Origin of the sequence: Amycolatopsis sp. NPDC051903, from assembly GCF_044452505.1 — a bacterium.
Lineage (GTDB): Bacteria > Actinomycetota > Actinomycetes > Mycobacteriales > Pseudonocardiaceae > Amycolatopsis.
In genome coordinates, this window is record NZ_JBITBT010000011.1 from 13635 (window position 1) to 27792 (window position 14158).

The 14158-nt window shown below is 72.0% G+C and carries 9 protein-coding genes; 5 read left to right on the top strand and 4 right to left on the bottom strand.

Features of this window, described 5'->3' with window-relative positions:
• Positions 1-1036 precede the first annotated feature (1036 nt).
• The gene (locus tag ACIA77_RS23515; protein ID WP_395888086.1) at positions 1037-1450 is read right to left on the bottom strand and encodes a pyridoxamine 5'-phosphate oxidase family protein; all 414 of its coding nucleotides are present in this window, start codon (positions 1448-1450) and stop codon (positions 1037-1039) included.
• A 483-nt stretch (positions 1451-1933) separates the two neighbouring features.
• On the opposite strand from ACIA77_RS23515, the gene ACIA77_RS23520 reads away from it, so the two are divergent.
• From ACIA77_RS23520 to ACIA77_RS23530, 3 genes are all read left to right on the top strand, one after another.
• Positions 1934-2167, top strand: coding sequence for a hypothetical protein (locus ACIA77_RS23520; RefSeq protein ID WP_395888087.1), 234 nt, complete (start codon positions 1934-1936; stop codon positions 2165-2167).
• A 160-nt stretch (positions 2168-2327) separates the two neighbouring features.
• Positions 2328-2870: a hypothetical protein gene (locus ACIA77_RS23525; protein ID WP_395888088.1), complete on the top strand. Its 543-nt coding sequence runs from the start codon at positions 2328-2330 to the stop codon at positions 2868-2870.
• Between the two features lie 567 nt (positions 2871-3437).
• On the top strand, positions 3438-3713 hold the full coding sequence (locus ACIA77_RS23530; protein WP_395888089.1) for a hypothetical protein: 276 nt from the start codon (positions 3438-3440) through the stop codon (positions 3711-3713).
• 11 nt (positions 3714-3724) lie between these two features.
• Here ACIA77_RS23530 and ACIA77_RS23535 read toward each other — a convergent pair whose 3' ends face one another.
• On the bottom strand, positions 3725-4687 hold the full coding sequence (locus ACIA77_RS23535; protein WP_395888090.1) for a helix-turn-helix domain-containing protein: 963 nt from the start codon (positions 4685-4687) through the stop codon (positions 3725-3727).
• Between the two features lie 186 nt (positions 4688-4873).
• On the opposite strand from ACIA77_RS23535, the gene ACIA77_RS23540 reads away from it, so the two are divergent.
• Positions 4874-8281, top strand: coding sequence for a S8 family serine peptidase (locus ACIA77_RS23540; RefSeq protein WP_395888091.1), 3408 nt, complete (start codon positions 4874-4876; stop codon positions 8279-8281).
• Between the two features lie 91 nt (positions 8282-8372).
• Positions 8373-9473, top strand: coding sequence for an aldo/keto reductase (locus ACIA77_RS23545; protein ID WP_395888092.1), 1101 nt, complete (start codon positions 8373-8375; stop codon positions 9471-9473).
• Here the strand turns inward: ACIA77_RS23545 and ACIA77_RS23550 are convergent, their stop codons facing one another.
• Complete coding sequence (locus ACIA77_RS23550) at positions 9474-11222, bottom strand: amidohydrolase (protein ID WP_395888093.1); 1749 nt, start codon at positions 11220-11222, stop codon at positions 9474-9476.
• 224 nt (positions 11223-11446) lie between these two features.
• Positions 11447-13738 (bottom strand): GH92 family glycosyl hydrolase, encoded by a 2292-nt coding sequence (locus ACIA77_RS23555; protein WP_395888094.1) that lies wholly within the window; start codon positions 13736-13738, stop codon positions 11447-11449.
• Positions 13739-14158 lie beyond the last annotated feature (420 nt).

Sequence of the window (14158 nt, forward strand, 5' to 3'; positions counted from 1 at the left end):
ACAGCGGTTGCCGAGCACCCGGCTCCGACGGCCCGTGCCGTTCGCCTGTTCCCGCACCTGAGCGCGGCTCCGCGTGCGCCTGGCTCTCGGGCTCCTGCGATGCCCTCGCCTCGGGCGAGGAAAACGCCGGCCCCGGCGACGGACCCCCGGTCGGCGCCGACCGGTCCGCGAAAGGAGCCGGCGGCTGCATCCCCATCGGCGGCGTGTCCGGTGATCCGGCCGGTTCCCGCTGCGGCTCCGCCGGACCGGCCGCGAACGAGGGGCCCGGCGGTGGCGGGCACAGGTACCCCAGCGCTTCCGACGAATCCGAGTGCACGCCCCGGACCAGCGGGCCTTCGGGCGGTTCGTTCCGGTCGCTCTTCAGGAAGTCCGGCACCGACTCCAGATCCGCGTCGCCGGGCCGCTCGAAGCGCGGACCCGGCGATGCCGACGGCCGGGGCGCAGGCGTCGGAGGGGTGTGCTGCGGCCACGGTTCGGGGTGTCGAACCCGCCGGCCCGGCGGGCGTGCGCCGTCGACCTCGCCGCGCGGTGACTCGGTTTCGTCGCCGGAGTCGGTGAGCCAGGAGGCGCGTGACTCGAAGTGCGGGCCCGGCGGGCGGGCGCCACCCAGGGAGCCTTTCGACGAGGATGCCGGAGAACCCGGACGGTCTCGCGAGGACGAACCGGACGATCCGAGGTCCGGACCCCGCCACTGGGCGCCTTCATCGGCTTCATCGAGGCGTGAGGCACGAGGCCGAGCGCCGTGGCCGGGCTCATCAAGCCGTGAAGCGCGCGGCTCGAAGCCCGGGCCTGGCGGCTGGCTGCCGCTCAGGGTGTCATCAAGCCGTGGTCGAGTCGGACGCGCCGCGTCGCCACTGTCCGCTGGGCTCGGCGACCCGGCCGAACGACCAGTCGGCACGTCGGACTCCGGCGTGGCGGCCTCGTCCGAGGGCGTTTCGTCGTCCGAGGTCGTCATGGTCTCCCCTTGCCCGTGCGCGGCCGGCGAACCCGTCAACTCTAGTGGGAAAACACCCCACCGCGCCGGGTCAGCGGGTGGTCAGACCGGGCCCAGGTCCACGGACAGCCAATGCTCGGGCCGCATCGTGATGACGATGTGGGGGCCGATTTCGCGCCGTTCGAACTCCAGGAACGCGGAAATCGCATCCGGAGCCAGATACCGCGCCACCATTTCCCAGGACTGCTCGTCGGTGCTGATGCCGCCCAGGGTGGCGGGGCCTTCGACGGAGACGTAGCGGACCGTGGGCGTGACGCGGTCGGCCATCAGGGTGAACCGGCCGGCCGAGGCGATGGCCCGTGCCTTCCGCGATTCCGGCGACGTGCGGATCCACAGGGCACCACCCGGCGAGTACTGGTACCAGATCGGCATCACCAGCGGCGCCCGGTCGGCTCGCTCGACGACCGACAACGCCGCGACGTGCGGCTCTGCCAGGAATTCTTCACGTTCTCGCACTGATAACACCATGCCGAAGACCCTAAACGCCGGATCCGACAAAAACCGACATGAGTCCACAAAGGACACCAAAATTGTTTTCAAGACCCGTAACGCTCGGAAATCCCGCAACGACGCCTTGAATACACCTGTTGCCGACCACGAGGGGGGATGCGAGATGATGCGCGACCGTGATCTGACGCCCGAATCCGGCTTGTGACCGAGCCGGATTCCGCGCTCATCGCCGGCGGCGGCCGGTCGGATTGACCGCCGCCGGCGCGGCGCGGTGCCCGTACCCGGCTGATCGGCCGGCTCACCGAGCCGACGACCCGGTCCCGCGCGGTCACCGTGCACCCGCGCACGCGGGAGTACTTCGCCGTGATGGGTGTGCTGCCCCGGGGGAACGCGCTGCGGCCGCCCCGATCGCCCTGGAGGCCCGCTCGGGCCGCGATCCACACCCAGCCGACTCCGCGCCGCACTGGCCACACTCGGCGAGGGCCGGTCGTGCGCACCCCGCCGGCGCCGCGCGACGGTGTCCTTGACCCGGCCGGCGCCTTCGGCCGTTACGCGCTCGGCGACCACGGCCTCGCCCTGGTCCGGCCCGACACCTTCCTCGGCCCGGTCCGGCCTGACACCTTCCTCGGCCTGGTCCGGCCCGACACCTTCCTCGGCCTCCTCACCGATGTACCCGATCCCGGCGCCCTCGTGGACCGCTCGCGGCACCTGCTGCACGGCTGAGCGCGTGAGCGGTCCCGGACCCCCGCGGACACCCGGGTGACCACGCCACCACCGTCGTCCACAAAGGACCCCCTCGACCCGGCTCACCCCCGGCGGATGATGCGGGGCCCGGGGCGGGGTGCCGACGCTGGACCGTGCCGAAGTCTCGGAAAGGAGTCACATGACAATCGGACCAGTTCAGCTGATCGTATTGGGATTCCCGGAGCCGCAGTTCCACGGCGCCATCATCGACGAGCTGGAACGCCTGCGGGAGAGCGACACCGTCCGGGTCATCGATGCCCTCGCCGTCCACAAGGACGACGACGGCGAGGTCGAAGTGGTGCACTTGAGCAACCTCACCGACGACGAAGCGCGCGAACTCGGCAGCAAGGTCGGCGCGCTCATCGGGCTGGGCATCGACGGGGACGAGGGCCTCGTCGCCGGCGCCGAGGCCGGCGCGGCCGCCGCGGACGACATCCAGGTCTTCTCCGACGAAGACGCGTGGGACGTGCTCGAGGAGATCCCCAACGGCTCGGCCGCCGCACTGCTGCTGCTGGAACACCACTGGGCCGTCCCGCTCCGCGACGCCATCGCGTCCGCGGGCGGCTTCCGCATCAGCGACGGCTTCATCAGCCCGCTCGACCTCATCGGCATCGGACTGCTGACCGCCGAGGAGGCCCGCGCGCTGCACGCCCAGGAAACCGCCTCCGTCGGCGCTTCCTGATCCGTTCCGACCCACCCGTTCGAGGAGGCAGAAGATGTTCGGATCACGCCGGGTCGCCCGCCGGACCGCGCGGCGCACCGCTCGCCGCGTCTCACGGCGGCGCGGGTGACCGTCCGGTGGTCGCCCCCACCCGCTGCCGGGTGGGCCGGCGACCACCGACGTTGACGAGCCGTTTTCCCGGCGGGCCCGCCGCGGAAGCGGTTCCGCCGTCGCCGGCCGACCGGGGACGGCGGCACCGGACTGACCGGAGTGCCGGCCGGTCGGCGAGTCGTGCCCGCCTGGAGTTCAGCCCATTCCCGCAACGCCGGACCGGCCGGCAGCCCGACCGGCCATGCCCCGACCACCACCCGGTTCACCGGCGCCGAAGCACCACGTCCGACGAAATCCGGGCGACCCACCGACCCGGAACAGGCCCGGACACCCGTCCGCGAGGTGAGCACGAGCCGCCGGGCTCGCGGATCCGCCGTCGATCACCGCGACGCCCCACCACGCGCTTCACCTTCGCCGGGCGATGTGCGCGCAGGGGTCGGACCGCGAGCGTGTGCCCGGACAGGAGGGAGGCCACCCATGAACAACCACCAAACCGGCCCCGCGCGCGAGGACGTGCACCGGGGGCTGCTGATCGCCGCGGTGTCGCTGATCGGTGCCAGCGCGGTACTGGGGATGGCGGGACTGGCGGTGTTCGGGTCCGCCGTCATCGTTTCGGGGCGGCACTGGGCCCGCCGCGTCGAGCTCACGCCGGCCGAGCTGGCGAAGCTCAAGTGGTCCCAGGCCAAATCCGCGGCGAGCGCCGGGAGCGGCGCCTGGCGTGAGCACCACCACCCCCACCACCACGGCCACTGAGCCGGACCCCGTCACAACCAGCCCCGCCGCGTGGCTTCCATCGCGATCTGGAACCGCGTCCGCGCGCCGACGCGGTGCATCAGCTTCGTGACGTGCCGCTGCACCGTGCGTTCGCTCCAGCCGAGCGCGCGCCCGACCGCCTTGTCCGTCAGCCCCGACGCCAGCAGCGCCAGCAGCTGCGCCTCGCCGGGCGGCAAGGCGTCCGCCGCGCCCGACTGGAAGGGCACGCTGCGCGCCCACACCGCTTCGAACAACGCGATCAGCGCGTCCAGCAGCGGTGACGGGTGGATCACGTACGAAGCGGTCAACGCCACGTCGCCGGGACGCAGCAGGGGGATCATCGCGTACCGGTCGTCGGCGATCGCGAGCTTCATCGGCACGTCGCCGGCGATCCGGGCCTCTTCGCCGTGCCGCACGCCGACCGCGATGTCCTCGAGGACACCGCTGAGTTCGAGCGCGCTCTTGTCGTAGACGACGCGGTAGCGCACACCCCGCTCCAGCAACGCGAGCTCGAGGTGGTTCGGCTCCTGGTGCCCGTTCGGCGCGGCGTAGGGCGGGCGGTCGAACCCGCGCATCTGCACCCGGACCTCCTGCTGCACCCGCGCCCACCGCTCGTTGACCTCGTCGCGTCCGGAGATCACCTCCACCAGCTCGCCCGGGTGCGCGAAGCGGGTGCTCGCGCGGTAGGTGGCCGTCAGCGACGCGATGTGGCGGCGCGTGTCGCGCAGCGCGGCTTCGCGTTCCTGCACCACGGCCTCGATCGCGCGGTCCGGCGGCACCACGACGAACCGCGAAGGCCGTCCCGCCGAGCGCGTCGCCAGCCCGAGGGCCACGAGCCGCCGCACCGTCCGGCGCACGCCCGCCGGCGGGCGCCGGCAGTCTTCCGCCAGTTCGGCGGCCGTCGCCTGCGTCCGGTGGACGAGCGCGTCGTAGACCGCTTCGTCGTCACCGCTGAGCCCGATCGCCTCGAGCACGTCGTTCCTCCCACTGGTCCGGACCACGAAGGGTGTCGGAAACCCGACAGCTGACCGGAACTGGCCACGCTGCGAGCTTGTCACGCCCCTGATCACTCCTGCACCGTTTTCCGGGTGGCGGGCGCCCACCCCGACGCGCCCGCCACATCTCCCCCGCCAGAGATGACGGAGCGAAGGAGTCTCCCCATGTCCCTGTCCGCCTTGCGGACGCGCGGGCAACGCCTGGTCCTCGCGGTGCTGGTCACCGCCGGGACGCTGGGCGCGCTGCCCGCGGTGCCGACGTCGGCCACCCCCACCGGCCCGGCCCACTCGCCGAAGATCGCCCAGGAGCTGAGAACCCGGATGGCCACGGCCCGGACCGGAGCGGACACCCGGTTCGAAGCCGCCGTGGTCCTCAAGGACCGCACCGGGCTCACGCGTGCCGGAGCCCGCGAGCAGCTCACCGATTCGGCCGCCGCCATGCAGGCGCCGGTGGTGAACCTCGTCGACGCGCGCGGCGACCAGGTCGTGAACACGTTCTGGCTCAAGAACATGGTCCTCGTGCGCGCCACGCCGGCCACTCTCGACGCCGTCGCCGCGCTGCCGCTGGTCGACCACGTGATCCCGAACTTCACCCTCACGACGCCGACGGAGCCGCCGGTCGAGAAGGTCGCCGCGCGCCGGACCGGCGAGACGGCGACGTGGGGCGTGCAGAAGATCGGCGCCGACCGCGTGCAGCGGGAACGCGGGCTCACGGGCGAGGGCGTGCGCGTCGCGATCCTCGACACCGGCATCGACGCCGGGCACCCCGACCTCGCGGGCAAACTCGTGACCGACGACCCCTCCGATCCCGAACACCCCGGCGGCTGGCTCGAATTCGGCGAGGACGGCAGGCCCGTGCACTCCACGCCGCACGACAGCGCCTACCACGGCACCCACGTCGCCGGCACCATCGCCGGTGGCGACGCGTCCGGCGAGCAGATCGGCGTCGCACCCGGCGCGGACCTGATGGCGGGCCTCGTGATCCCGGGCGGGACCGGCACGCTCGCGCAGGTCATCGCCGGCATGCAGTGGGCGATCGCGCCGTACGACGCCGACGGCAAACCCGCCGGGAAGCCGGCCGACGTCGTCAGCATGTCGCTCGGCGAAGAGGGCTACTCCGACGAAATGGTCGAGCCCGCGCGCAACATCTACCTCGCCGGCGCGTTCCCGGCCTTCGCGATCGGCAACGACTGCGTGCCCGGCGGTTCGGCCAGCCCCGGCAACGTCTACGAGTCCGTGGGCGTCGGCGCGACCGACGGCAACGACAACGTGCCCGACTTCTCGTGCGGCGGCGTCGTCCACAAGACCGACTGGCAGAACGCTCCGGAGTCCTGGCCGGCCGGCTACGTCGTGCCCGACCTGTCCGCGCCCGGTCTCGACGTCACGTCGGCCCTGCCCGGCGGCGAGTACGGCAGCCTGAGCGGCACGTCGATGGCCACACCGCACGTCTCGGGCACCGTCGCCCTGATGCGGCAGGCGAACCCGGACCTGAGCGTCGACGACACGCTCGACATCCTCAAGGGCACGGCGTTCTCCGACGACCGCTACGGCGCGCTCCCCAACACCCGTTACGGCGCGGGCCGGATCGACGCGTACGCGGCCGTCGCCGAGGCATCGCTCACCAGCGGCGTCAGCGGCACGGTCACCGCCGACCGGACCCGGGAACCCTTGTCCGGCACCACGATCACCGTCACGTCGACCGGCCGCAAGGCCACGACCGACGCCGCCGGGCACTTCACGCTGCGCCTGCCCGCGGGCCGCTACGACCTCGCGCTGTCCCGCTTCGGTTACCGCGACCAGCACGTGAGCGCCACCGTCGTCGACGGCACGATCGCCGGCCTGAAGATCACGCTCCAGCCGACCCCGCGCGGCACGATCACCGGCCGCGTGACCTACGGCCCGACGCGCTCGGCGGTGCCCGGCGCCACCGTCCGCGTGCTCGGCGTCCCGGACGAGCTCACCGCCGTGTCCGACCGCAGTGGCGGCTACACCGTGCGGGACGTGCCCGAGGGCACGTACCAGGTGTCCGCGTCCGCGCTCGGCATCTCGGCCACCGACCCGCGCCGGGTCGTCGTCACGGGCAAGAAGTCCCGCGGCAGCACGGACTTCGCGTTGCCCCGCCCGGCCGCGACCCAGCGCGTTTCCTTGTCCGGTACCGGACAGGAGGTCCACGCGGACGCGTTCTGGCCCGCGCTCAGCGGCGACGGCGGCGTGATCGCGTTCGGCGATCTGGCGCCGGACCTCGTGCCCGGCGACACCAACGAGGACGTCGACGTCTTCGCGAGGGACGCCCGCACCGGGATCGTCGAGCGGATGTCCGTCGCCTCCGACGGCACGGGCGCGAACGCGTGGGCGATCAGTCCGACCGTCAGCCCCGACGGCCGCTACGTCGGATTCCTCAGCGGCGCCACGAACCTCGTGCCGGGTGACACCAACGGCGTGCCCGACGCGTTCGTGCACGACCGCAAGACGGGCCGGACCGAGCGGGTCTCGGTCGGCACGGGCGGGGTGCAGGCGGACCAGTCGTCGAGCCAGCCGGTCGTGACCGCGGACGACCGCTACGCCGTATTCCTCAGCACCGCCACCAACCTGGTGCCCGGGGACACCAACGGCCGCCAGGACGTGTTCCTGCGCGACCGCGTCAGCGGCCGCACCGAACTGGTGTCGGCGGGCGCGGGCGGCGCGCCGGCGAACGGCGACTCGCTCGAGCCGAGCGTCAGCGCCGACGGCCGGTTCGTGGCGTTCGAAAGCGGCGCGGAGAACCTCGTGCCGGGCACCGCGAACACCCACCGCGACGTGTTCGTGCGCGACCGGCGCGCCGGGACCACCGAGCTGATCCCGGCGCCCGCCGGAGCGGAGGCCACGCAGCCGTCGATCAGCGCCGACGGCCGCAAGGTCGCGTACGCGATCAGCGGCACCGAAGAGGGCTTCCAGGTGTACGTCTACGACCGGCAGACGCACACCAACACCCTCGTGACGCAGGCGCTGGGCGCGGCCGGCGGCGCGAACGCGTACTCCGCCAGCCCGCGGATCAGCGCGAACGGCGAGTTCGTGGCGTTCTTCAGCTTCGCCACCAACCTCGTCGCCGGCGACGACGCCTTCTCCGACGTCTACGTGCGCGACCTGCGCGCCCGGACGACCGAGAAGATCTCCGGCGGCCCGTACGGCGAACTGGGCGACGCGTACAGCGACTTCCCGTCGATCAGCGCCGACGGCAAGTACGTCGCCTTCGAAAGCGAAGCGACGAACCTCGTCGCCGGGGACACGAACGGCTACTCCGACGTGTTCGTCCACGACCGCACCCCGGGGCCCGAACCGCGCTTCGCCGTCTCGGACCTCACGGCCGACACCCACGGCCACGCGCGGATCACGACGGCGGTGAAGAACGTCGGCGAACGCGCCGGTTCGTACACGGGCGTGCTGTGGCTCGACGGCGCGGTCGCCGGCGAGCAGACGGTGTCGCTGGGCACCGACCGGTCGACGCGGCTGTCGTTCGACCTGCGAAACCTGGCGCGCGGACCGCACACCGCCCGCCTCGGCGGTCTCACGGTGGCGTTCACCGCGGGCCGCTAGCACCGGGCCGGGAGGGCGGCGCGGCCCTCCCGGCCCGGCTTCGCGCAACTCTGGACTTGCGGGTCCATTTTCGGCCGAGCACGGTGGGGTCATGACTTTCGACCAGTACTACCTGCTCGGCCGCTCCGGGCTCCGCGTCAGCCGGCTCGCGCTCGGGACGATGAACTTCGGCACGGCGGGATTCCACGCCCCCTACGGCAAAACCGCCGACGAAGCTCGGCCGATCTTCCGCCGCTACGTCGAGGCCGGCGGCAACTTCCTCGACACCGCCGACTTCTACACGGCCGGCCACAGCGAAGAACTGCTCGGCCAGTTCATGGCCGAGGCCGGCAACCGCGACCGGATGGTCGTGACCACCAAGTTCACCAACAGCGTCGACCCCGGCGACCCGAACGCGGGCGGCAACGGGCGCAAACACCTGGTCCGTGCGCTGGAGGCTTCGCTGCGGCGCCTGCGCACGGACTACGTCGACCTGTTCCTGCTGCACACCTGGGACCGCATCACCCCGGTGGAGGAGGTCCTGCGCACGTTCGACGACCTGGTGACCGCCGGGAAGATCCGCTACGCGGGCCTGTCCGACGTCCCCGCCTGGTACGCCTCGCGCGCCCAGACCCTCGCCGACGCGAACTCGCTGACGCCGATGGTCAGCCTCCAGCTGCCGTACTCGCTGATCGAGCGCGGCATCGAGACCGAGCACGTGCCCGCGGCGCAGCAGCTCGGCCTCGGTGTCACCGCGTGGAGCCCGCTCGGCGGCGGGTTCCTGAGCGGCAAGTACCGCAGCTCGGGCGACGCCGTCACCGGCCAGGGCCGCCTGGCCGAAGGCGGCGACACCTGGACGCCGCAGCAGTGGCAACTGCTCAAGACGCTCGAGACGGCGGCCGAGCAGCTCGGTGTGCCGATGGCGCAGGTCGCGATCAACTGGGTCGCCACGCAGCCCGGCATCGCGTCGGCGATCGTCGGCGCCAGCAGCCCCGAGCAGCTCGGCTCGACGCTGGCGGCCCTCGACTTCGAGCTGCCCGCGGAGCTCCGCGCCGACCTCGACCGCGCCAGCGCGACGCCGCCCGCGGGCGTGTACCGCATGTTCACGCCGGAGTACCAGTCGTGGCTGGTCAGCACCGGCGCGAAGGTCGGCGACAAACCCGCGGGCTACGCGCCGGCCGTGCGCAACTGGCCGGCTGAGAAGACCGCCTGATCAGTCCTTTTCGTACACCACCCGGCCGTCCACCACGGTCAGGTCGACCCCGATGTCCTTGATGGCACCGGGATCCACCGACAGCGGGTCGGCGTCGAGCACCACGACGTCGGCCAGCTTGCCGCGGTCGATCGTGCCGAGGGTGTGCTCGGCGAACTGCGTGGTGGCGCTGCCGAGGGTGTAGAGGTGCAGGGCCTCGCGCGCGGTGATCGCGTGTTCGGGGCCGAGGACGTCGCCCTTGAGCGTCTCGCGCGTGACCATCCAGCCGAGCGACCACAGCGGGTTCGGCGGCACGACGGGCGCGTCGGTGCCGCCACCGGCGACGAGGCCGGCGTCGAGGATCTCGCGGATCGGGATCGCCCGCGCCCCGCGTTCCTCGCCCCACCACTTGACCTGGTTGGCACCGAGCAGCACGGGGTGGTCCTGCACGCTCGCGAGCAGCCCCATCTTGCGCATGCGCGCCATGTTCTCGCTGCTGGGCAGGAACAGGTGCATCAGCACCCAGCGCAGCCGCGCGAGCGGGGTCTCGCGGTGCACGGTGTCCATGACCCCCACGACGAAGTCCATCGCCGCGTCGCCGACGACGTGCGTCTGCACCTGGAAGCCGTGCTGCGCCGCGCGGCGATACATCTCGGTCAGCTCGTCGGCGCCGCCGGGCGGTAGCAGCTGCACGCCGTGGTAGTCGGCGCTGGTCTGCTCCCCCGGCACGATCTGGTACGGATCGCGCAGGAACCCGCCTTCGACGCCGCCGTCGGACAGGTACTTCAGGCCGTCGAAGCGGAGCAGGTCGTCGCCGGTGTGCGGCTTGAAGGCCGCGACGGCCGCGTCCACGTCCGCGAGCGCGGCGATCCGCCAGAGCAGGTGCGCGCGGGTGGTCAGCTGGTGGTCGTGCCACAGGCCGGTGTAGATGTCGATCTGGTCGGGCGAGAGCCCGGGTTCGGTGACGCCGGTGATGCCGAGCGCGTTGTGCTCGGCCATCTGGTCGCGCAACTGCTGCCGCTGCTGATCGGCCGACGGCGGGGGCGGCAGGACGGGCGTGATCAACGCGCGAGCGCGCTCCAGCAGGACACCGGTGGGCTCGCCGTTCGCGTCGCGCACGATCACGCCGCCGGTCGGGTCCTTCGTGTCGCGCGTGATGCCGGCCAGCGCCAGCGCGGCGCTGTTGACGGTGGCGACGTGCCCGCCACGCGGGATGTACACCGGGTTCTGGGGCGACACGGCGTCGAGCTCGGAGCGCGTCGGCAGGCGGCCTTCGGCCAGCAGGCTTTCGTGCCAGCCCGACCGCGCCTGCACCCAGGCGCCGGCGGCACTCGCGGCCACGCGCTCACCGATGCGCGCGACGACGTCGGCGATGCTGCGCGCTTCCAGCAGCGACACGTTGGGCCGGTCGAGCGCGGAGTTGAACTGGTGCAGGTGACTGTCGATCAGGCCGGGCACCACCGTGCGCCCGCGCAGGTCGATCCGGCGGGTGCGCCGCCCGGCGAGCCGCAGGACCTGGCTCGACGGGCCGGTCGCGAGGATCCGCCCGCCGCCGATCGCCACGGCCTGCGCGGCGTGCCCGTGCAGCGCCGCGGTGATGACGTGTCCGTTGTGGAGGATGAGGTCCGCGCCGTCGTCGGGCCGCGGCGCCGCCGAGGCGGCCGAGGTGCCCACCACCATCGGCGCCACCGCCAGCCCTGCCGCGGCGGCGAACAACGTCCGCCGGGAAACCGTCGAGGGCGTGACTTCCGAACCGCACAACTGGCACATACGCCGACCTTCCGGACAAGGGGACCGTCATATATCGCGTACTTATGGCGGCGGTGACCGTATCAACAGCGGCGCGGGCGTTCCTAGATCTTGGCAACGCGGGATCCATCTGCTAAGCAGCGCTAAATATCCACAGTGGAATGCCGGGTATCCGGTCGTTCGCCGTTCACGTCCGGGTTGGTTGACCTGCGTGATCTGTGGCCGAGCGGCAGCCGGGCAGGGCTTCACCTGGGTGCGGACGCCGAGGGTGGCGCCCACCGGGGATCGGTGGCCCACGTCGTGTTCGGGGTCGCGCCCATCCGCAGGTGCAGCACCCCGCCGCCGGCGATCTCGTCGTGGGTGAGCCACGCGCGCTGCAGCGGGCGGCCGTTGAGGCGTGCGGACTGGATGAACGCGAGCCCCTGGGCGGCACCCTCGGCTTCGACGACGAACTTCTCGCCGTTCCCCAGGGCGAGCTGGGCGCGTTCGAACAGCGGGCTGCCCAGCACGTAGACGCCGTCGACGGGGCTGACCGGGTAGAAGCCGGTGGCGGCGAGCACGTACCAGGCCGACATCTGCCCGGCGTCGTCGTTGCCGGCCAGCCCCTGGGGGTTCGCCTGGTAGGCGTACTGACAGACGTAGCGCGACCACTTCTGCGTCAGCCACGGAGCGCCGGCGTAGGTGAAGAGGAACGCCATCTGGTGCACGGGTTCGTTGGAGTGGTTGTAGTTCTCGTTCCAGCCGCGGATCTGCTCCGGTGACGTGGCCTCGAAGATCGCGGTGAGCCGCTCGACGAACGCCGCGCGCCCGCCGACCAGGTCGATCAGCCCTTGCACGTCGTGGGGCACGAACCAGCCCTGCTGGGCCGGAGTGCTTTCGATGCAGCCGTCGCCGGGTCCTTGCCAGCTCCCGTCGGCGTTGCGGCCGCGGAACCAGCCGTCGCCGGCGTTGAAGATCTTGCGGTAGTTCTGGGCGGTGGCGCGCAGGGTGCGGGCGTCGTCGGGGTGGCCGAGCGCGTCGGCCAGCTTCGCGAGGGCGTGGTCGGTGTAGCAGTTCTCCAGGGTGGCCGAAATGCTGGTCGCGCCGCAGTAGCCGAGGCTGGTCCAGTTCGCGAAGTCCGTGCGGTTGGAGCGGGCGGCCGGGCCGAGCGCGACCTCCCGGCTGAACCGGTAGGCCTTCGCGAGGTCGAAGCCGCCGATGCCCTTGAGGTGGGCCTCGGCGATGACGTTGACCGCACCGTCGCCGATCATCGTGTCCAGGTCGCGGCCCAGTAGCTCCCACCGCGGCAGTCCCTTGGCCAGGCCGGCGTCGGTGAGTTCGAGGAGCGACGCGATCGTGTCCGAGACGGCGCCGGGCTCCAGCAGGGCCAGCAACGGGAACTGGGCGCGGAAGACGTCCCATCCGGAGAACAGCGTGCGGCGCCCGTACGGCGTGCGGATCGGCGCGGCGTCGCCGACGCGGGAGCGGCCGTCCACGTCGCCGAACACGCGCGGGTCGATCTTGGTGTGGTAGAGCGCGGTGTAGAAGATCCGCCGCTGCTCGTCCGTGCCGCCCTCGACGCGGATCTGGCCCACGGCGTCCGACCACCGGCGCCGCACCGCGGCCGCGGTGGCGCGGAAATCCCAGCCGGGCTGGTCGTGGGCGAGGTTCGCCCTGGCCCCGTCGACGTCCACAAAGGACACTCCGGCCTTGACCAGCGTCTCCTCCTCCGCGCCGGTCGGGAACTCGACGAAGAACCCGAGCTGCGTGCCGGTGCGCTCCGAGACAGTGGTCGACACGTCGGCGCCGTCCCACGTGCCGAACACGCTCACCGGGCGGCTGAAGCGCATCGAGAAGTACACGGTGTAGACGAGCACCTGGCCGCCGCACAACCAGCCACCGCCGCCGTGGTCGCAGCGCATCGATCCCTCGACGGTGCGGTCGTCGACCTGGCGGACGGTCTGCAGCACCGAGTGCGAACCGTCGCCACCGATGCGGCGGGTCAGGTCGACCTTGATCCGCGCGGTGCCCGCGTCGTGGAAGACGAACCGCGCCAGTCCCGCGCGCGGTGCCGCCGTGAGCTCGGCCCGGACCCGGTAGCGGTCGAGCTCGACGGCGTAGAAACCGGCGCTCGCCTGCTCGGTTTCCTTGCGGTACGGGCTCTTCGCGGCTTCGCGGTCCGTCACGAGCGGGCCGGTCTGGGGCAGGATCTGGAGGTTGCCGAGGTCGCCGTAGCAGCCGACGCCGGACATGTGCAGGAAGCTGAAGCCCTCCAGCGACGTCATCTCGTAGGAGTAGCCGCTGCCGTTGTCCCCGCCCGACACGGTGTCCGGGCTGAGCTGCACCAGCCCGAACGGCGACACCGCACCCGGGAACGTTTTGCCGCAGGCGGTGTCCGGCGCCGTCGTCACCGCGCCGATGAACGGGTCGATCGCGTCGACCGGCGCCAGTGGCCGCGCCGGAGCGGCCGACGCGGTGGGCTCGAACAACGCCGCCCCGGCGACGAGCCCGCCGGCCCCGACGAGAAACCCCCGGCGGCTGAACGAGGAATCAGGCACGAGCGACCTCCTGGCTCGGGACGGGACCGCTCGTCGCCCTGGTGGACAACGTTGTCGGCTCCGGCGCCGTCCAGGTAAATACATCTGACCAATGCTGTCAATGACACATTCTGGCTTGATCACCACTGCGACCTACTTCTTGTGGTAGCGCCATTAGCGCCAGGCTTTCCAGCCGCTCCAGTGCAATCCATCGGATGTCTGGCGACTTGCGATGTCTACGTACCAGCGGATCGATTTCTGTCGGAATCAGCTCACGGCTCGTGCTCGATCACCGGTGGGACAGTCGGCCCCGCAGCGTGTCCGGTCCGTTCTTCACCGGCATCCGGAACCAGGGCGCCAGTGCCCGACGCGCTGCGCCGGGTGAGGATCGGGGAGCTTGATTTTCTCCTCCTTGCCGCACCACCGGCTCGGCGGTTATGA